The sequence below is a fragment of the Accumulibacter sp. genome, assembly GCF_032229525.1.
In the GTDB taxonomy this organism is placed as follows: domain Bacteria; phylum Pseudomonadota; class Gammaproteobacteria; order Burkholderiales; family Rhodocyclaceae; genus Accumulibacter.
Genome location: NZ_JAVTWB010000008.1, coordinates 1 through 20714, shown reverse-complemented (window position 1 = coordinate 20714; position 20714 = coordinate 1). Strand labels below are relative to the sequence as shown.

General features: G+C 54.3%; 15 protein-coding genes and 1 pseudogene. 15 read left to right on the top strand and 1 reads right to left on the bottom strand.

Translation table 11 applies throughout. The features are described from left to right. The 9 genes and pseudogenes from RUW20_RS00435 to RUW20_RS00395 form a co-directional block, all read left to right on the top strand. Nucleotides 1-1079 (top strand): annotated as a pseudogene (locus RUW20_RS00435) (GDP-L-fucose synthase family protein); the annotation flags it as partial. 207 nt (nt 1080-1286) lie between these two features. Next, nucleotides 1287-2393 (top strand): DegT/DnrJ/EryC1/StrS family aminotransferase, encoded by a 1107-nt coding sequence (locus RUW20_RS00430; protein WP_313950212.1) that lies wholly within the window; start codon nt 1287-1289, stop codon nt 2391-2393. A 1-nt stretch (nt 2394) separates the two neighbouring features. Beyond that, on the top strand, nt 2395-2964 hold the full coding sequence (locus RUW20_RS00425; RefSeq protein ID WP_313950211.1) for an acyltransferase: 570 nt from the start codon (nt 2395-2397) through the stop codon (nt 2962-2964). A gap of 423 nt (nt 2965-3387) precedes the next feature. Then, nucleotides 3388-4680, top strand: a complete 1293-nt coding sequence (locus RUW20_RS00420; protein ID WP_313950210.1) for a transposase — start codon at nt 3388-3390, stop codon at nt 4678-4680. 59 nt (nt 4681-4739) lie between these two features. Then, on the top strand, nt 4740-5927 hold the full coding sequence (locus RUW20_RS00415; protein WP_313950209.1) for a TDP-N-acetylfucosamine:lipid II N-acetylfucosaminyltransferase: 1188 nt from the start codon (nt 4740-4742) through the stop codon (nt 5925-5927). Continuing rightward, complete coding sequence (locus RUW20_RS00410) at nt 5928-7334, top strand: MOP flippase family protein (protein ID WP_313950208.1); 1407 nt, start codon at nt 5928-5930, stop codon at nt 7332-7334. A 38-nt stretch (nt 7335-7372) separates the two neighbouring features. After that, the gene (locus RUW20_RS00405; RefSeq protein WP_313950207.1) at nt 7373-8452 is read left to right on the top strand and encodes an EpsG family protein; all 1080 of its coding nucleotides are present in this window, start codon (nt 7373-7375) and stop codon (nt 8450-8452) included. 302 nt (nt 8453-8754) lie between these two features. After that, nucleotides 8755-9843, top strand: coding sequence for a glycosyltransferase (locus tag RUW20_RS00400; protein ID WP_313950206.1), 1089 nt, complete (start codon nt 8755-8757; stop codon nt 9841-9843). Between the two features lie 2 nt (nt 9844-9845). Beyond that, the gene (locus tag RUW20_RS00395) at nt 9846-10973 is read left to right on the top strand and encodes a glycosyltransferase (RefSeq protein WP_313950205.1); all 1128 of its coding nucleotides are present in this window, start codon (nt 9846-9848) and stop codon (nt 10971-10973) included. 318 nt (nt 10974-11291) lie between these two features. Here RUW20_RS00395 and RUW20_RS00390 read toward each other — a convergent pair whose 3' ends face one another. Then, nucleotides 11292-11801 (bottom strand): hypothetical protein, encoded by a 510-nt coding sequence (locus RUW20_RS00390; protein ID WP_313950204.1) that lies wholly within the window; start codon nt 11799-11801, stop codon nt 11292-11294. 9 nt (nt 11802-11810) lie between these two features. On the opposite strand from RUW20_RS00390, the gene RUW20_RS00385 reads away from it, so the two are divergent. The 6 genes from RUW20_RS00385 (at nt 11811) to RUW20_RS00360 (ending at nt 20645) form a co-directional block, all read left to right on the top strand. Next, nucleotides 11811-12944: a Gfo/Idh/MocA family oxidoreductase gene (locus RUW20_RS00385; RefSeq protein WP_313950203.1), complete on the top strand. Its 1134-nt coding sequence runs from the start codon at nt 11811-11813 to the stop codon at nt 12942-12944. 178 nt (nt 12945-13122) lie between these two features. Next, nucleotides 13123-15249, top strand: coding sequence for a bi-domain-containing oxidoreductase (locus RUW20_RS00380; RefSeq protein WP_313950214.1), 2127 nt, complete (start codon nt 13123-13125; stop codon nt 15247-15249). A gap of 406 nt (nt 15250-15655) precedes the next feature. Next, entirely contained in the window at nt 15656-17260 is a 1605-nt protein-coding gene (locus RUW20_RS00375) for an alginate lyase family protein (RefSeq protein ID WP_313950202.1), read from the top strand. A gap of 1 nt (nt 17261) precedes the next feature. Continuing rightward, the gene (locus RUW20_RS00370) at nt 17262-18488 is read left to right on the top strand and encodes a glycosyltransferase family 4 protein (protein WP_313950213.1); all 1227 of its coding nucleotides are present in this window, start codon (nt 17262-17264) and stop codon (nt 18486-18488) included. Nucleotides 18489-18784: 296 nt separating this feature from the next. After that, nucleotides 18785-19879 (top strand): non-hydrolyzing UDP-N-acetylglucosamine 2-epimerase, encoded by a 1095-nt coding sequence (wecB, locus tag RUW20_RS00365; RefSeq protein WP_313950201.1) that lies wholly within the window; start codon nt 18785-18787, stop codon nt 19877-19879. A 214-nt stretch (nt 19880-20093) separates the two neighbouring features. Beyond that, nucleotides 20094-20645, top strand: coding sequence for a YdcF family protein (locus RUW20_RS00360; protein ID WP_313950200.1), 552 nt, complete (start codon nt 20094-20096; stop codon nt 20643-20645). Nucleotides 20646-20714 lie beyond the last annotated feature (69 nt).

Here is a 20714-nt window from a genome sequence, read left to right as displayed (position 1 = left end):
ATCTACGTCGCCGGCCATCGCGGCATGGTCGGTTCCGCCATCGTGCGTCAACTCACCGGTGATCGCCAGCGCAGCCCGGCAGGCGAAAAAGAATCGACCGCACCGCAGATCATCACCCGCACGCACGCCGAACTCGACCTCACCAACCAGCAGGCAGTCAATGCCTTCTTTGCCGAAGAGCGGCCCGACCAGGTCTACCTGGCCGCCGCCAAGGTCGGCGGCATCCACGCCAACAACACCTATCCGGCCGAATTCATCTACCAGAACCTGATGATCGAATCCAACATCATCCACGCCGCCCACACCTACGGCGTGCAGAAGCTTCTCTTCCTCGGCTCCAGTTGCATCTCTACCCACGGCTCGCGCCACAACCGATGCGCGAAGATGCCCTGCTCACTGGCACCCTTGAACCGACCAACGAGCCGTACGCGATTGCCAAGATCGCCGGCATCAAGCTCTGCGAAAGCTACAACCGCCAATATGGGCGGGACTACCGCAACGTCATGCCCACCAACCTCTATGGCCCCGGCGATAATTATGACCTGCAGAATAGTCACGTCATCCCGGCGATGATCCGCAAGTTCCACCTCGCGAAGTTCGCTGCCGAACACGACTGGGTAGCCATAGAAGAGGACGAAGCAAAGCACGGTGCGATTCCCAACGACCTGAAGCGTCAGCTCCACGACACGTGTAACGGAAGTCTTCAGCCCTGCCTAACGCTCTGGGGTACTGGTACCCCAAGGCGAGAATTCCTCTACGTCGACGATACAGCCGCAGCCAGTACGCACGTCATGAATCTCGATAACGATACCTACGTTGCCCTCACCAAGGCGATGCTGTCCCACATTAACGTCGGCACCGGTGAAGACCTTAGCATCGGTGATCTCGCCCAATCCGTTGCCAAAGTCGTCGGCTACAGCGGTAGCGTCGAGTTTGATCTTGGCAGACCCGATGGTGCACCGCGCAAGTTGATGGATAGCTCTCGCCTCAACCGGCTAGGTTGGCGTGCCGAAGTGGGCCTGGATGACGGACTTGCCCGCGCTTATGCGAACTATTGCATCAGGAATGCTCGTGTCTGAAGTCGGAAGTCTATCGGCCTTACATGGTAGGACTTTCCGAAAAAGCACTCCCGGTGCAAAAACCCAGGCTTAAGAGGAATACATGATCCAAAGAAGCCGCATAGATAATGCGCCGCGCATTTTTTTATTTGCGTAATTCGCCAAGCTGTCAGCTTGACGCATGAACTATTCTCTTCGTCCATTCCCAGACTTGCCTCTCCGCCACCTATGAAAAAACCACTCTTTGTCACGCAGCCATACCTTCCTCCATTGGAGGAATTCATTCCCTATCTGGAAAAAATATGGGACAGCAAAGTACTGACCAATGGTGGTCCAATGCACCAGCAACTGGAGCAGGCGCTTTGCGATTATCTGGGTGTTGAGCACCTCGCGCTGTTCGCCAACGGTACCATCGCTCTGGTGACCGCCCTGCAGGCGCTGCGCATCACGGGCGAGGTCATTACCACGCCGTATTCTTTCGTGGCTACGGCCCATTCCTTGCTATGGAACGGCGTGAAGCCGGTTTTCGTCGATGTGGATCCCAATACGCTCAACATGGATCCGGCCCGTATCGAAGCGGCCATCACCCCGCACACGACGGCCATTATGCCCGTGCACTGCTACGGGCATCCGTGTGACGTGGAAGCGATCCAGAAGATCGCTGAAACCTACAATCTGAAGGTGATCTACGATGCCGCCCATGCTTTTGGCGTGCAGGACGAGCGCGGCAGCGTGCTCAATCATGGCGATCTGTCGGTGTTGAGTTTTCACGCCACCAAGGTCTTCAACACCTTCGAAGGTGGCGCCATTATTTGTCCCGACGCCCGGACAAAAAAGCGTATCGACCATTTGAAAAACTTCGGATTTGTGGACGAAGTGACTGTAGTGGCCCCGGGCATTAACGGTAAGATGTGCGAGTTCAACGCCGCTCTTGGTCTTCTGCAGCTCCAACACATTGACAAGGCACTAGGGTGCCGGAAGGTAATCGACGCTTTCTACCGTGAGCAATTAGCCGGCGTGCAAGGAATCCACTGCTTGAACGACGCGGGTGAAAGAGTCGCCAACTACGCCTATTTTCCTATCCTGGTGCAGGCGGATTATCCGCTGAGCCGCGACGAGCTTTTCCAGAAGCTGAAGGATGGCAACATCCACACGCGCCGTTACTTCTACCCACTGATTTCGGACTTCCCGATGTACCGCGGCATGCCCTCGGCCCAGAGAGGAAACCTGTCCGTGGCGGCCAGTGCGGCGGCCATGGTGCTGTGCCTACCGATCTACCCCGCGTTGCAACCGCTGGAGCAGCAACGCGTAATCGACATTATTCAAGGAACCTAAGATGGCGCTCCTTAGCCGCCAAGCGGTCGAAGAAATGGGCTTTGAATCCGTCGGTGATGACGTGCGGATTTCGGATCGCGCATCGTTCTACGGAATAGCACGAATCGCCTTGCGAGATCATATTCGTATAGATGATTTCTGCGTGCTCTCTGCAGGGGCTGGCGGTATTCTTGTCGGTAGACACACGCATATTGCCGTCTTCTCATCCCTAATCGGCGCTGGAAGGATTGTCCTGGAAGATTTTTGCAATATTTCCTCACGAGTCGCGATCTATTCAAGTAGCGACGATTATTCAGGTGCCGCCATGACCAACCCCACCGTGCCTAGCGAATATACGAACGTCACCCATGCAGATGTCTTTCTTGGCAAGCACGTCATTGTGGGGAGCGGTAGCGTCATCCTGCCAGGTGTCACGCTGGAGGAGGGTGTGGCAATTGGCGCGCTGAGCCTGGTAAACAAGCGTTGCGACGCCTTTGGTATCTATGCTGGGAAGCCGGTTCGGCGCGTCAAGGAGCGCAGACGTGACATTCTTGAGCTGGAGCGGCGCTTAATGGCGAACAAAGCGGGTTAAGTCGTCGGATGTCACGCAAGTTGAAGCTCTTTGCCCATTACGCGCCGGGGTGGGAGGATTTCCTCTTCCTTGGCACGCGCGGTGTCCTTCGTGATTGTGGACGTGCTCGCGACCGCAGCGAGCTGCGGTGGGTGGCGCTCCAGCAGGACTTTCTAGGTGGGTTCGTTATTCTCACCGCAACGGTGTCCGCCTTAAAGTTAATCCGGATAATGCAGGCTACTAATGAGGCAGCATCCGTCGCGCCATACGCGGACATGGGGGATAATTTAATAGAAAAGCGACACATGCGGAATCCAACCGCTCTATGAGACGGATAATTGGTCGGCAGAATATTTTTTAAAATAGCGCAAAAAACACTTGACATGAGTTTAGCAAAATGCTCGCAATTTGTGCTGTATAAACAACAGCGTATTGGAGTGTCTTGTGGATACCGAACGATTAACTGCGGTCATGGATAGCATCACGAATCAGACTGTCTTGGGGGAATTGTTGGCGCCGGTGGCTCGTGCTCTAGCGAAAGTCCGCGATACCGCCGCGGTGTCGCGCGTGTTGAGCATGGCGGATTTTGTCGGCTTGGGGGTACTGCGCCATCTGCAAGGCATGCGCACGGTGCGCGAGCAGGTGCAGACGCTGCTGCATCTGGAGCCGGGAACGGCACTGCGTCTCCCGCTGGCACGTTCCACCTGGTCGGACGCGCTGTCCTCGCCACGCCGCCGCGCGGTCTTGCAGGCGGCGATGCCGCCGTTGCTCACCGAGGCCCGGGCGCTGCTGCCGGATCGTCTGGCGCAATTCCCGACACTGAAAGGACGACCGGTGTATGCGATGGATGGCACTTATCAGCGCGAAAGCGCCCACTACGGGCGGTGTACGCCTCGCCAGGGCGGAGAGGACAATCCCAAGGGGCACGCGCTGTTGAGCTTCTACGACGTGCGCCTGGGTTGTCCGACCGACGTTTACGTCGAGACCCGCAGTCGCCACGAGACGGCGCTGTTGCGCGACTACGATCAATCCGCACAGGCCATGACCCGTCACAAGGGCGCCCTGTGGCTGGTCGACCGCGCTTTCATCGACGCGCCATTTTGGGATGCCCGGAAAAAGCGCTTGGGCGTGACCCTGATCACCCGCATGAAAAAGAACCTGTGCATCGATTCCACCGAGGGCTTGCCGGTGGCTGACGTCTCGGTCAACGAAGGGGTGCTCAAGGATCTGCGCATTACCCTGCGCAGTTCCCACCAATGCTGGCGCCTGATCACCTTCCGCTCCCGGCGGGGGCATCTCGTGGAGTTTCTGACCAACGACTTCGACCTCGAACCCGGCCTCATCGCCTTCCTTTACTCCCGCCGCTGGGAGGAGGAGAAATGCTTCGACACTTGGAAGAACGACTTCAGCTTGGCCAAGGCATGGGGCGCCAGTGTGGCGGCCATCGAAAATCAGGTTCTCCTCGCCATTGTCACCAGCCTCTCGTTGGCCATGCTGTTGCACCGCAAAATGGGTCAGCGCGGTATCGAGGACAAGAAGGCATTGCGCAAGCAGGACCGGCGACAGACCTCCAAGACAGACGGGACCGATCGCCCCGACTGGACCACTCCGATATTCCGCTACACCTCCAAGATGAGCCGCCAAGTGCTGCGCTTCTTCAAGTGCTGTTTCCACAAACCCGCCTCTCAGGCGCTCTATGAGGCCCAGCTGCGACCAATGTTCTTGGCGTACCTATGAAGAAACCGGACACCGTTGCATTATAAATAGTTCTGACTCAAAAATTTTCGATATGCAAAATGAGCATTAAATTTTTACATCTCTGTCATGACGATAAGTTTATTCAGTTCGTCCAGGATTCATTCGAGTCTGTGTTTCCAGGTCGTAATCGCTATATTGTGTGGGGCGATGAAGATGCCCCGAGGCCTGCTGGCTACGCAAAAGCCGGGTACCATACCCGTTTCGTAGGGTATAGCTATTTGTTGTCACGCGATCTCACTGAAGATCTTGCTTGGTGCGACGCGGCAATAGTTCATTGCATGACACCGTGGGCGGCTTTTGTCGCTTTGCGAAGTTCTTCAAATGTGCTTGTTGTATGGAGTGGTTGGGGTTTCGATTACTATGATTTAATCAGGCTTCCAAACGGTGGAGTTCTAAAAGAAACGCATCATTTGAACAGTTATACTAAAAAAAGCAAAGGGGCTAAGAGATCAATTAATGCCATCGTTCGAGGTCTTGAAAGACGAGGGTGGAACTGGGTGTACCGAAGGTTTATGGAGAAAAAAATACTACCGCGAGTGAAATTGTTTTCCTCCCCGATTCCCGAGGACTGGGGGCTTCTTAGAAATGCATGCCATGATTTTAAGGCTGAATACGTCCAGCTAAATTATGGGAGCGTGGATTCAATGTTTCGTGTCGGACCTGATCGAGTCAGCGGTAGAGACATATTAATCGGCAATTCCGCGTCAGCAACCAACAATCACGCCGAAGCATTCGAAACTATTCGCAGGCTAGATCTTGAAGGAAGGTGCATCCTTGTTCCGTTAAGCTACGGCGACATAAACTATGCCGCCAAGGTGATTGCGTTGGGAGAGCGGATGTTCGGAGATAAATTTCATCCTCTAGTCGACTTCATTCCTATAAATAAATATAACGAAATCATCGCATCTTGTTCAATAGTATTGATGAATCATTTGCGGCAACAAGGTCTAGGTAATATAAATATCATGTTGTACAAGGGGGCAAAAGTATTTCTGAACAAAGAAAATCCAATATATGGGTTTTTCAAAGCGAAAAATACAGCTATATTTCGCATTGATGAAATAGACAGCATGGGAATTTCCGTCTTCGAACCATTGGCTCGAGATGCTATCGCTCTAAATAAATCGATTATTGATAGATATTGGAGTGCTGATGCTGTTAGTGAAAACATTCACCAGTTGGGGAAACGCGTTTGCGATTTAAAAAGTAATGTCGTTTCGCTTTAAATGAGTCTAATCAAGCAATCTCTTCGTGGTATTAAGTGGACTTCTTTATCAACGGTCGTTGTGGCATTGTCCGGCCTGTTACAGTTGTCAGTGCTTGCTCGCTTGCTTTCAAAAGAAGATTTTGGTCTCTTTGCCAGTCTTTCCGTAGTCCTTGGATTGGGCACTTATTTCGTTGAGGCTGGCATGGGGGGGGCTGCTATTCATCTGCAGAATGCCACCAAAAAACAATTGGGAACTGCTTACGCAATAAATCTGGTATTTGGTTTTTCTGCGTTCTGGATCGTATATTTTTTTGCGGCGTCAATCTCAGTCTTTTATCAGGAGCCACGGCTCGAAGCATTGATTAAGCTCGGTGCGACCATTCTTTTTATTCAACCATTTGGTATGCAATATTTTTCATTGCTTCAGCGAGATATGCGATTCTCAGCGATCGCCAAGGTCGATATACTGGCTTCAGTAGTGGGCCTTTCGACCTCAATTGCTCTGGCTATGCAGATGGGGGGGGCGGAAAGCCTCGTCGGAGCTCAGATAGCATCTGCGGTTGTTCGCACCTCTGTACTCCTCATGCTCGGGGTTAGGGAATATGGTTTTCGGCTTTCTTTTGCCAAGTCAGAGGCGAAATATTTTCTCCGCTTTGGCGCATTTCAAATCGGGGAGGGATTTGTCAATTATGCCAATACCCAGCTTGATGTGGTGCTAATCGGAAAGTTATTAGGGCAAGATGTCTTGGGTGTATTTTTTGTTGCCAAGCAACTCGTTTTCAGGCCTATCTTAATAGTAAATCCTATCGTAACGAGGGTTGCATTACCTGTATTTGCAAAGTTACAGGATAGCTTGGAGTCGCTAAAAAACGGCTATATCAAGCTCATTTATATGCTCGCAATTGTGCATGTGGCTATATATTTTGCTCTTGCCGCATTCGCTGACTTTGGCGTAAGACTATTCTTCGGGGGAGGCTGGATTAGTGCGACACTTCTAGTTCAAGTTCTTTGTATATATGCGTTCTTTCGTGCGTTAACTAATCCGGTTGGAAGTCTGCAGCTCGCGCTCGGCCGTGTTGATCTTGGCTTCTATTGGAACCTGGGTTTGCTAGCATTTATTCCTGTTGTTATTTTCCTTGGCGCGAGAGGCGGCGCCCTTGGAATAGCAACTGCTCTCGCTAGTGCAATGTTCGCATTGCAACTACCTGCCTGGTATTTTCTTATTCGACCCTTGAGCGGCGCATCTTTCATTGAGTATTTTAGCCCAATATTAAAAGTGGCTGTAATGGGTGTCGTTTGTTTTATATGGACGTTTTTTGTTACCAATATTTACTTACGTACGCTGACATATCTAGTCGGCCTTGCCTTTTATCTTGTATGGGCGCGTAAGCCCGTAATGTCTATACTGCGCGAAAAAAGTGAATGAGCTATGATGAATAATTGGCCCGAAAAGCGAAAATATACGTGACTCCATATTTCGTATTTTTCGCAGTGGAGTTTGCGCTAATTATGATGTGTGCTTCAATTAAAGCGCCGCAGCAACGTCAGATTGCTATTTTCTCTGCTATATTTTTAATGACCTTTTTCTCTGGTTTGCGCGATCTTGTGGGATTCGATACGGGGGGTTACCACGCAATATTCAGAGGTTTAGATCTTACGAGTTTCTCGCTCGACGATTGGTTGCCGTTCGAGCCCTTGTTCTCAATAAATATGTGGATCATTAAATTTATTTTTGACGATCCCAATATTTTAATGTTGTATGTCTCAATCATTCAAGGCTGGATTTTATATTTGATATGTCGAAGACAGACTAGAGCGTGGATTTTTCTACTGATTTACCTAAGCGGATTTTACTTACAAAACCAGTTTAATATTGTTAGAGCAGGCGTGGCTGGGCTTTTGTTGGTTTATGCATATATTTTGCGCAAGGAAGAGAAAGACAATACTATAATTTTGATAGGCGCGTTTCTATTTCACTACTCTGCGCTTTTTGTTTGCTTTTTTCTTATCAGAGGAAAGCGCAGTTTCAATACTGTTCTGTTCGTTGGCTCAGTTTTAATTGCCATCTTTTTGTTAAAGGGAGGGGATAGGGTCGTTGAGAAGCTCGCTTACTATTTTCTAGAATCTGACTATTATTCAAGTGGTTCTATTTTTATTGGGCCTTATTTTGTTGTGACTACATCGCTGATGATGCTGACACATTTCATGGTTTTTCGGCGAGATGGGGTGCTTCCGCACGCGATTCTTTTTGTTGTGTTGGCATTAAAGCTTTTGCAGATGCTATTTCCTGTTCTTTGGCGTGTTTATGATTTGTATTATTTTATTTGGTTTGCAGCTATCGGATATGCTGTCAGCAATCGTTACACCAATCCAAAGGCTCTTGCAATTGTCGCCCTTTCAGTTGTCAATTTTTGGTTTTTGACCCTCGCTTCACTTGTTTATGAGGAGGAGTCGCTTGCTGGCAGGGTTAATCAGACTGGAGAGTTTGCTTTGTTCGATAATGAGTCTCCGCTTGTGCCTTATAAGACGTTTGTTGGTAAATGATGAGAGGCGAAGATATGTGTTGTTTTCCCGAATTATCGAAATGGTCGTCTTGTCGTGTTTTTGTATGGGCTGGATGGGAGCAGTTTGATTCGAGCACAAGAGGTGGGTTTTGCTAGTTGTTTTAAAATGGTAGGATCTAGAATATTGTTTTTTTGAAAATGTTTAGCGATAGTAGTTGGTGTGTGCTTGTAACTCGCAGAGATTTAGGGTTTTTAGGTTGTAATAAAGAATGATTTCGTCGGTACGCGAGTTGTCGCACAGGGGAAGTTGAGTGACTGTTGTGTTAATAGATATTGAGCGCTATGAAAATACTTTACCTTGCCGAATGGGATGCCTACTCCAGCAATGGCGTAATCAGGAAGATAAAAGCGCAGTTTGATACATGGTTGCGCATGGGGGTTGACGCTCGGCTGGTTATCGTGTCACCGCGAGGATTAGGCCGAGCCCCGGCTCCGCAGATACAGGGGGAAAGGGTGCATGTCGTGCCGTACCCGGTTGCCGAATACGGCTTCGGAAAATTCTATAAGGCACTGGCCTTGCGCAAAACCAAGCGTCTGATTCGTGAGTTTTCGCCAGACGTTATTTATTACCGGCAGTCCTCCTGGACACCGGGAATTCTTGGCGTGTTGGCCCTGGCGCGCGCTGTAGTGACTGAGGTTAATTCCAATGATGTATATGAGGCTCATCAGTATGGGTGGCTGAAAGCGCACTATCATCTGGCGACCCGTAACTGGGTTATTGATCGTGTGCGCGGCTTCGTCTGTGTCGGCCGCGAGGTTGGAGCGTACTACCAACGCTACGGCAAACCCGTTGCGGTGGTCGGGAATGGATTCGACACTAGGAGCGTTCAGCCTCGCACGCCTTTGGCAAATGCCAGGCCGCAACTGGTCTTTGTTGGTTCTGCGGGACAGGCTTGGCACGGGGTCGATAAGCTGCTGGCCGTGGCGGACCAGTTGGCCGACATGGATTTCCATATCGTTGGCGCGCATATTGATTCATGCCCGTCCAATCTCAAGAGTTACGGCTACATGACGTGGGAACAGTTGAGTGAGATGTACCGTCGCATGGATATCGGCTTTGCTTCTCTAGCGCTTCACAGGTTAAACATCGAAGAAATTAGCCCACTAAAAACTCGTGAATATCTCGCCTACGGAATCCCAGTAATTGGCGCTTATGACGATACCGACCTTGGTGGATGTGAGTGCTTTTTGAGGCTGCCGAATACCGAAACGGGGGTCGTCGATTCGGTGGATTTGATACGCGATTTTGTTTTCAAGTGGAAGGGTAAGGCAATTGATATGAATTATGTCAGAGCCCGAATAGATTCTTCGGTAAAAGAATCTGAGCGTATCGGATTCATGCGGCAAGTATTAGGTCAGGCCGGGACCTGAGTATGTTGCGTACCAAGAAGGTTGTCCTTAATGCGGCAGGCCTCCATGCCGGTGGAGGGGTGCAGGTTGCTACTTCGTTTATTGACGAATTGACTAAAATTGGCCTTGGCGATCTTTCGGTTTCCGTGCTGGCGTCCACCGAAGTTCATCGGAATCTTGTGGATTTAGGCAGCGATACGTCGGTTTTTTTCGACTATCGAGTCTTGGATGTCTTCGGGGTTGGGGCTTTTTTTTCCGGGATTTCGCGGTGCTTTCGCGGGGCAGATGTGGTATTTACCATTTTTGGTCCAACTTATTGCATCAATCCGGCTCGGGTAAAAATTTCGGGTTTTGCACAGCCCTGTATTATTTATCCCGATAACGATGTCTATCCGCGCCTGGATTTTCGTCAGCGCGTGTTGCTGAGGCTGAAGTTCGCGCTGCAAAAGACTATGTTCCGCTATGCGGACATCCATGTCGTCGAACTTGAGCATGTGAAAACGCGACTCGTTTCAATGCGTTTGGCGCAGCCAGCCGATATTTACGTCGTGCATAATACCTTGCCCAATATTTTTTTTAACCCCCAACAATGGCGGCCGTTGAAAGCGATATTACCAAACAGGCTCGGAGTGCGACGAATCGGGTTCTTGACCCGTGATTATCCGCACAAGAATCTCGGCATATTGCCAGCCGTAAAGCGCGAATTGCTGCTATCCCACGGTTTTGATATAGATTTCCTGGTGACCCTAAATGAGGTGGAATGGTCAGCGCGAGACGACGAGTTCAGGTCATCGATGATTAATATCGGTTCGCTGGGCATGGCAGAAGTTCCTGCGTTTTATCAAGCGGTTGATGCTGTAGTTTTTCCGAGCCTGTTGGAGTGTTTTTCGGTCACGCCGCTGGAGTCAATGGCTATGGGCAAGGCTTTGTTTGCTTCGGACCGGCCGTTTGTAAGGGATGTCTGCAAAGATTTTGCATTCTATTTCGATCCGCTTGACGCCAAGAGTATTGCGGCGTCAATCGCTGGTTATTTTGGCAATCGGAATAGCTATATTGATCACTTGGTAGCAGCGGAAGCCTATTCGCGCAATTTTTCGACAGCGCGAATTCGTGCGCAAAGTTATCTAGAAATTATTCGTGGTTGTATTTAAGGAGTCATTGATTTAGTCGCGGCATATTTCTATGGTGGAATTTTGCTATTAGTCCTGCGCGAGACTGCTGATGAAGCAGACCAGCTTTTCAAAATCTGAGTTTGAGCGTAAGAGGCGGCTGATTCGATGCGAAGAGAGGTGTTGCCTGCGGAGATGGAGCGGATAATTCTGCGAGAGGAATTGCTCGCGGTGGCCGATCCGTGCTACCCGAATGGCAAGTGAGACGCCCGCAGGTTTGGTTGCAGTGGGTGTACTTCTTACAGCATGGAATAGTCTATCGATGAAGGCGTCGAGGACGACATTACCGACAGCCAAGCACTACGGGTCCTCCTCGGAATGGACCTGTCCCGAGAGGCCGCGCCGGATGCGATGAAGCGTGGCAAGCTCAAGGCCGTCTCTGAAGAGGGCCGGTTTGGTCAGTTGCTGGGCAAACTGGAGTCGCTGATAACCGGCATCCGATTCAAAGTCGAGCAACCCTTCCATATCGTGAAGAACCTGTTCCGCCACAAGAAAGTGCATTATAAGGGGCAGGACAAGAACACGGAATACTGCACATGCTGTTCGCTTTCCTAATCTGATGCTTGCCAAGGGACGACTATTGGCGCTCGACAGCCAAGTTGCGTCTGGAAGAGAAAGAACGGCACGCAAATGAGCCGAAAGAGGTAGAAAGCCGCGGATATTTGTGGCCGGTTTGGTAAAAATACCGGCTGGCTGCCAAATCCGCTGCCACGCGGTAGGTAACGTATCGGAGGTTAATGAATCTGCGGTTCCTTGGCTGTGCCAAAGCGAGGTTTTGTTAATCTTTATGGATTGGTTTTTATAGGGCATCTCGAATCGATGAACAAAATACGAAAAGTCATCCGCTTCGGCCAGATCTACGGCGTGCGCAAGACCCTGTTCAAGGTGTTAGGACGCCTCCGGTCAGTCCGGCTAGGACTAAGGCCGAGACGTGGGGCCAATGTTGGCGTTGTCGGCACCGGACAATACGCTTTTGCGACGATAGGTTTTGCATTGTGGAAGAGTTTCGGTAACAGATTTGTAGCCGCCTATGATATTGACGAGTCGAATGCGAAAAGTTTTTGCGCGTTCTATGGATTGGGCGCACCCATGAAATCGGCGGCAGACCTGATTTCCTGCCCAGACGTGGAGTATATATATATTGCTTCGAACCACGCTTCGCATACTGATTACGCACTTCAAGTTCTGTCCGCCGGAAAGATACCGTATATTGAAAAACCAATTAGTGTTGACTATGAGCAATTTCGCCGCTTGCTAGATGGCGTGCGGCAATCAGGCCTGCCGGTATTCGCGGGATACAACCGACCATTCTCTGAAGCAATACGTTTGCTTAAAGGCTATAGCGGTTTAAGTTGTTTGCCAATCACGCTGTGTTGTTTTATTACGGGGCATTGTCTGGAATCTGATCACTGGTATCGCAAAGCGGAGGAGGGGACCCGAATTTGTGGCAACGTCGGTCATTGGCTTGATCTTGCCGTGAATATTTTGAGCTGGGGAGTTCTGGCTGATTCGTGGCGTATTTCTTTGGCGTTTGGCAACAGCAAGATGCGGGACGAAGATATAGCGATTTCTCTGACTAGTGACCGTGGTGACCTTGTTAATATCGTTCTGACGGCGCGGAGTGAGCCTTTTGAGGGTATTAATGAAACGATTAACTTCCAGCAGGGTAGTGTTATCGCGAAAATTGATGACTTTCGCTCGATGACTGTTTGGCGAGGCGAAAAGGTCAAGCGGCATCGGTTTTATCCAAAGGATGTAGGGCACAATCTTGGAATTATTCAACCGTTTTCTGGTGTGCACCGCAACTGGCAAGAGGTTGAGTTTTCGACGTTGTTGATGCTGTTCATTAAGGATATGGTGATCGCCGGCGAGAGCGTGGGCGAATTTTCTTTTTCGGCCGCTTGGGATGATCTGTGGTTGGAGTCTTTAGAGGCTAGGTCATCTACCGCTTGAGCGTGTAAACCAACGGCTGGTGGCTCTTCACATCAATGGCGGGCGGCCGCTCCGTGTGGTTTGCGTTTTGTTGTGCATAAAATCATCGATTTCTGGTGGCTACTCGCAGGATCAATTTCGTCGGGTCGCCTGAAAATTGGTGCCTAACTGGTCGCAAAAAATTACTATGGGCAGCGACATGAAGCAAATTCTTCAAAACCTGAAAACCGGTGCGACGCAAGTGGCCGAAGTGCCTTGCCCACGCGCAAGTAGCGGTCAGTTGTTAATCCGCACGACCCGTTCGCTGATTTCCGCTGGCACCGAGCGCATGATGGTCGACTTCGGCAAGGCGAATCCGATTGAAAAAGCCCGGCAGCAGCCCGACAAGGTGCGCATGGTGCTGGACAAGGTCAGGACCGATGGGCTGATGCCGACGCTGGATGCGGTGCGCAACAAGTTGGAGCAACCCATGCCTTTGGGCTACTGCAACGTTGGCCAAGTGCTGGCGGTGGGTAAAGGCGTCGAGGGTTTTGCCGTGGGCGACCGGGTGGCGTCCAACGGCAAGCACGCCGAGGTGGTGAGCGTGCCGCTGAACTTGTGTGCGCGCATTCCCGATGCTGTGAGCGACGAGGCGGCGGCGTTTACGGTGATCGGCGCAATCGCTTTGCAAGGAATCCGTCTGGTGCAGCCGACTCTCGGTGAGGCGGTGGTAGTCACGGGTCTGGGTTTGATCGGTCAGATCGCCGTGCAGTTGTTGCGTGCCAACGGCTGCCGGGTACTGGGGATTGATTTCGATCCGGCCAAGCTGGCGATGGCGCGGTCCTTCGGTGCGGAGGTGGTGAACCTGGGCGCCGGGGAAGATCCGGTACAGGTGGCCGAGCGCTTTTCGCGTGGGCGCGGCGTCGATGCAGTGCTGGTGACCGCGGCCACCAAAAGCAGTGAGCCAATGCACCAGGCGGCGCTGATGTGCCGCAAGCGTGGTCGTATTGTGTTGGTGGGGGTCACCGGGCTGGAACTGTCGCGCGACGATTTCTTCAAGAAGGAGCTGACTTTCCAGGTTTCCGCTTCCTATGGCCCTGGCCGCTACGACCCTGACTATGAAGAGAGGGGCCAGGATTATCCAGTGGGGTTTGTGCGCTGGACCGAGCAGCGCAACTTCGAAGCGGTACTGGACATGCTGGCCGATGGCCGGCTCGACGTACAAGCGCTGATTTCGCATCGTTTCAGCTTGGAGCAGACCGAAGCGGCTTACGCCGTGGTGGGGGGCAGCGAGCCTTCCATGGGGATCTTGCTGGAGTACCCGACGCGTCCGGACAAGGCCGACTCGCTGCTGCGGGAGTCTACGGTACGTTTGGCCCCACAATCCGTCTCGCGGGCGGGGGTGGCCGACCCGGCGGTGGCGTTCGTGGGCTCCGGGAACTACGCGACGGGGGTATTGATTCCGGCGTTCAAGGCGGCGGGGGCGCATTTGGCTTCGGTGGCTTCGAGCGCCGGGGTGAGCGGGGTGCATGCCGCCAAGAAGTACGGCTTTGCTGAAACCACTACCGATACTGACAGCCTGTTTGCCGACCCCAAGGTCGATGCGCTGGTAATCACCACCCGGCACGACAGCCATGGGGGCTTTGTGCTGCAGGCGCTGGCGGCGGGCAAGCATGTCTTTGTGGAGAAGCCGATATGCCTGACGCTGGCGGAGCTGGAGGAAATCGAAGCGGCGCATGCGCGTCTGGAAGAGCAGGGCAAGGCGCCTCTGGTGATGGTCGGTTTCAACCGTCGCTTTGCGCCGCAAGTGCAGAAGATCAAGTCGCTGCTGGCCGGGGTGAATGGGCCGAAGTCGTTCGTGATGACGGTGAATGCGGGGGCCATCCCTGCGGATCACTGGACCCAGGACCTCGAGATTGGCGGGGGACGTATCGTTGGCGAGGGATGCCACTTCATCGACTTGCTACGCTTCTTGGCGGGTAGCCCGATTGTTGCGCATTCCCGGGTGGCGATGGATTCGGCGACCGGCGATACCGTAAGCCTTCAACTGGGTTTCGCCGATGGTTCTATCGGTACCGTGCACTACTTCGCCAATGGTTGTAAGGCATTCCCGAAAGAGCGCCTGGAGGTGTTCGCTGCCGGGCGAGTGCTGCAGCTCGATAACTTCCGAAAGTTGAAGGGCTACGCTTGGCCAGGGTTCAAAGGGATGAATCTGTGGAGCCAGGATAAGGGGCAGAAAGCGTGTGCTGCGGCTTTTGTGAAAGCGATTGCCGATGGCGGCGTAGCGCCGATTCCGTTTGCGGAGATTGTCGAGGCCAGCCGGGTTTCGATCTTGTTGGCGTCGTAGTGGCAATGCTGCTTCTGGCCGGAAGGCGACGCTACACCTGCCCGCAGGTCATTGCGAGGAGGCGAAGCCGACGCGGCAATCCAGAGGTTTGGCTTTTCGCGTTGTCACCATGTCAATGCGGCGGGAAATAGTGAGAGGATGGAACTGGATTGCCACGTCGGCTGCGCCTCCTCGCAATGACGGTGGGGGGGGTGGATGGTTGCGGAAAGTCTCATCAAGAATGCAAAACTACACTAGCCGGATGCGTCTCGAGCTCTATTTCCATACCTTGCGTCATCTGCGCCCAGTTCAGATTACCGGGCGGCTGTGGCACAGATTGAATCCGGCCAAGCCTGACTTGAAGCCAGCGCCTTCGCTCCGGCAAGCGTCGGGGCGGTGGGCCATTCCTGCTCTACGACCAGCTTCGATGCTGGCTGCTGATTCATTCCGCTTTCTCAACGTGGCGGGCTGGGTGCGGAATGCTGCGGACTGGAACGACCCGGCGCAGGAAAAGCTCTGGCTCTACAACCTCCATTACTTCGATGATCTGAACGCGCTGGGCGCGGCGGACCGGGTTGGCTGGCAGCGCGCGTTGATCGAGCGCTGGGTGGCTGAGAACCCGCCGGGCGCTGGTAACGGCTGGGAGCCGTATCCTAGTTCCCTGCGACTGGTGAACTGGATCAAGTGGGCGCTGGCCGGGAATGTGCTGCAGCCTGTTTGGGTTGAGAGCCTGGCCGTGCAGGCGCGATGGCTGCGACGGCACATCGAGTGGCATTTGCTGGGTAACCATTTGTTTGTGAACGCCAAGGCGCTGGTGTTTGCAGGGCTTTTTTTCGAGGGCGCGGAAGCGGCGGAATGGTTGGCGCAGGGGCTGAAGATACTGCGCCGCGAAGTGCCGGAACAGGTGCTTGCGGATGGCGGGCACTTCGAGCTGAGCCCGATGTACCACGCGATCATTCTTGAGGATTTGCTTGATCTGGTAAATGCGGTCGGCGCCTTGCCCGAGCAGGTGTCTGAGGTGGTGGTCGCGCAGTGGCGCGAAGTTGCGGGAAGGATGCTTGCCTGGCTGGAGGGAATGATTCATCCCGATGGCGGTATCACCTTCTTCAACGATGCGGCATTCAGTATTGCGCCGGACCATGCGGCTCTAGCTGCGTATGCGGAGAGACTGGGCGTTAAGGCTGCCGCGAGCGCGGAAAGCGAATGGCGGACGACGTCACCCACTGTCATTGCGAGTGCAGCGAAGCAATCCAGTTCGTTGGCAGAAGCAGAACGACCTGGATCGCCGCGTCGCTTCGCTCCTCGCGATGACGGCCTGGGACGTGATCTGCTCTCCTCGGCAGGCTGCATGCACTTTGTCGATTCCGGTTACGTGCGGTTGGAACAGGGCGAGGCGGTGGCGTTTCTGGATGTGGCCAAAGTCGGGCCCGATTACCTGCCTGGGCATGCGCATGCCGATACCTTGTCGTTTGAGCTTTCGCTGTTTGGTCAGCGTGTGGTGGTGAATTCGGGAACGTCACAGTATGGGCTGGGTGCAGAGCGCCTGCGCCAACGCGGGACAGCAGCGCATAGCACCGTCGAGGTTGATGGTGCCGATTCGAGTGAAGTGTGGGGCGGCTTCCGCGTGGCGCGACGTGCCCGCCCTTTCGGCCTGACGATTGAGCAGGACGATAAGGCAGTGACCGTGACTTGTGCTCACGATGGTTACCGCAGGTTGCCGGGCAAGCCGGTTCATCGTCGGCGCTGGTGTTTGGGTGAGCATGCTTTGCAGGTCGCCGACTTCATCGAGAACGACTTCCGCAAGGCGGTGGCCCGCTACTACCTGCATCCGTCGGTGGTGGTGTCCGGGGAAGGGCTGGCGGGGCAGATGGAGTTGCCCGGGGGTCGTGCTGTGCGTTGGAGCGTTGTCGGTGGCACCGCTCGCCTGGCCGCAGGCACCTGGCACCCTGAATTCGGCTTGTCGATCCCGTGCAAGTGCCTCGAAGTGGTGTTCGACGGGCAGCAAGCCCATGTTGATTTTGCCTGGGATTGAAATGCACATCCTGTTCTTGACCGACAACTTTCCGCCCGAAGTAAATGCCCCGGCAAGCCGTACGTTCGAACATTGCCGTGAGTGGGTTAGAGCTGGCCATCAGGTTACGGTGATCACCTGCGCGCCCAACTTCCCAAAGGGGCGGGTGTTTGAGGGCTACCGCAATCGCTTGTGGCAACACGAGGAGATGAGCGGCATTCGAGTCATTCGGGTGTGGTCCTACATCACGGCGAATGAAGGTTTCGTGAAGCGCATTCTCGATTACCAGAGCTTCATGGTGACGGCCACCCTGGCGGCTTTGTTCGTGCGCCGGGTGGACGTGGTGCTGGGAACCTCGCCCCAGTTCTTTACGGTGTGTGCAGCGTATGTGCTGAGCGTCTTGAAGCGGATTCCGTTTGTGTTCGAGTTGCGCGATCTGTGGCCGGAGTCGATCAAGGCGGTGGGGGCGATGAAGGAATCGGCCGCGATCCGCGCCCTGGAGCGCTTGGAGCTGTTCCTTTATCGCAAGGCGGCACGTATCGTTTCGGTGACACATTCGTTCAAGAGAACCTTGATGGCGCGTGGCGTGGATGGCGAGAAGATCGCGGTGGTGACCAATGGTGTGGATATGTCGCGCTTCAAGCCCATGCCCAAGGACGCGGCTTTGGTGCGGGAACTGGGTCTCGAAGGGAAGTTCGTGGCGGGTTACGTCGGCACCCACGGCCTGGCGCACCACCTGGAGACGGTGCTGGACGCAGCCGAGATGCTACGCAACACCGCCGACGGCGCGGCTTTCCACTTCATCCTCCTGGGCGATGGCGCCCGCAAGCAGGCGCTGAAAGAGGATGCGACTCGTCGTGGTTTGCAAAATGTCACTTTCGTCGATTCGGTGCCCAAGGAGCAGGTGGTGCGCTATTGGTCATTGCTCGACGTCGCGGTGATACACCTGCGGAAAACCGAGCTGTTCACGACGGTGATTCCGTCCAAGTTGTTCGAGTGCATGGGCATGGGCCTGCCGGTGTTGCATGGCGTCGCGGGCGAGTCTGCCGACATCGTGCGCGAGGAAGGCGTGGGCATCGTGTTCGAGCCGGAGAATGCGGCGCAACTTGTCGAGAACTTGCAGTATCTGAAGCGCGATCAGGTCGCTTATGAGGGCTACCGCAGCCGGTGTCTTGAGGCCGCCAGGAAATACGATAGATCTGCCATGGCCAAGACGATGCTGGCGGTGGTGGCGCCGCTGGTGCGGTGAAGGAGCTTTGTTATTGCCACTGCAGGGAGGCATGCGACGGGGGGCGTGGAAGGCTAACGATTCGGAGGTGCTGCGCGTCGTGCACGGCAATCAGAGGGTGGTACTGGACTGCCGCGTCGCTTCGCTCCTCGCAGTGACGGTGGCGGTGTTTCGGCGAAGTCGTCATTGCGAACGTGGTGAAGCAATCCAGAGGGGCTGGCTGTGCTCCTCAAAGGGGGCTGTTGAACTTCCCAGACCCTGTGCGCCTTCCCGGTAACTTTCTTTGCCCGCGCTCTTAGTAAATTTGAGGATTAGCCATGAAAACAATCGACATCATCGCCGGGGCGCGCCCCAACTTCATGAAGATCGCGCCGATCATCAGTGCGCTGAAAGCAGCTCAGGCAAGGGGAGAGCTACTGCGTTACCGCCTGATCCACACCGGCCAGCATTATGATAAAGCCATGTCCGGCGGCTTTTTCGAGCAATTGGGAATCCCCGAACCGGATATCAACCTGGAAGTGGGTTCGGGCACCCAGGCGGAGCAGACCGCCGCGATCATGGTGCGTTACGAGAAAGCCTTGATCGAGCAGCGCAGTGATCTGTGCCTGGTCGTTGGCGATGTCACGTCGACCATGGCCTGTTCGATTGTCGCCCGTAAACTTGGCGTGCCTGTCGCGCACGTGGAAGGCGGCATCCGTTCCGGAGACTGGAGCATGCCGGAGGAGATCAATCGGGTGGTGACCGATTCGATTACCAACTGGTTTTTCACGACCAGTGCGACGGCAAACGAGAACCTGCGCCGCGCCGGGGTTAGCGAAGCGAGCATCTTCTTCGTCGGCAACACGATGATCGACACCTTGCTCAAGCAGATGCCGCGTTTGCAGCCGCCGGGATTCTGGTCCGACCTGGACTTGCAGCCGGGGCAGTATTTTGTGGTCACTTTGCATCGCCCGGCGAATGTCGACGGTGAGCAGCAGTTGCTGCGCTTGTTGCACGCGATCGCGGACGGAACGGGCAATTTGCCGGTGGTGTTTCCGGTGCATCCGCGCACCGCGAAGAACCTGCGGGAACTGGCCGGTCAGATACCGGGACTGCACTATGTTGATCCGCAGGGGTACCTGGAATTCAACTACCTGGTGAAGCACGCCAAGGGCGTGATCACCGACTCCGGCGGCATTACCGAGGAAACGACGGTGATGGGCGTGCCCTGCCTGACACTGCGTGACAACACGGAACGTCCGGAGACGGTCACCGTGGGGACGAATGAATTGATCGGCACCGACCCGGCCAAGCTTGGCCCGGCGCTGGCACGTCTGATGGCGGGTGATTGGAAAAAGGGGTCGGTGCCGGAAAAATGGGACGGGCGAGCAGCTGAGCGTATCGTGGCGGCGCTGCAGCGGTTGCTGGGCTGAGTCCATTGGTGGCCCAGACGGCGGCAGGGTGCGAGGTGGGTCTGATCCGGCAGGAAAACGGGGGTGGCGCCTACATCGGTGATGCGCGTGATGAGCTGCAGGCGCTCGCGTTTGCGCTCTGCGACAACGTCGCTGGGCGAGCAGCAATGTGCGAGAAGGCAAGAACTGCGGTTTCGCAGATTGTTTCGGCTTTGTCGGCAAGATCGTAGCTGGTATGGCCTCGCGACTACGCCTCTTTTGGTGGAGCCTCACGGGCTTTCTGCTGTGTTTCTTCTCACTCGGAACAATTCTCTCGCTGCGCGCAGGCTCCGCAGAATCGACTGAACTGGTGGTAGTGCTCGGCGGTGGCGGTACGGAGCGGTTTGCCACCGGCTTGCAGATGATCCAGTTGGGTAAAGCCAATGAGCTCTTGCTGATTCATCCGCTGGCGTCGCAGATCAGGGTGGCCAAGGAGGCCGCCGGGGCTGATCGGGTGGGGGTGTTTACCGATGTGTTGTCGCACAGTTCCTGGGATGAGGCAATACGCACTCGAGCCTGGATGAGCGAGCACGGCGTCACGCGAGTCGCGGTAGTGAGCGATCCGCCGCATATGTTGCGGCTGGCCTATACGTGGTCGCGCGTGTTTGCCGGCACCTCTCTGAGCTATTCACTGGTTGCGACGCAGCCGGCGTGGTGGTCGGCCTGGCGCTGGTGGGCCAACCGCGAATCGCGCCAGTTTGTCGGCAGCGAGCTGGTGAAGCTGGCGTACTACGTTTGGCATTACTGAAAACGCTGATCCCAGCCCTGGCTGGCGTTGTTGCGGTTGGAGGGGTTTATCGCCCGATAAATCGGGCTC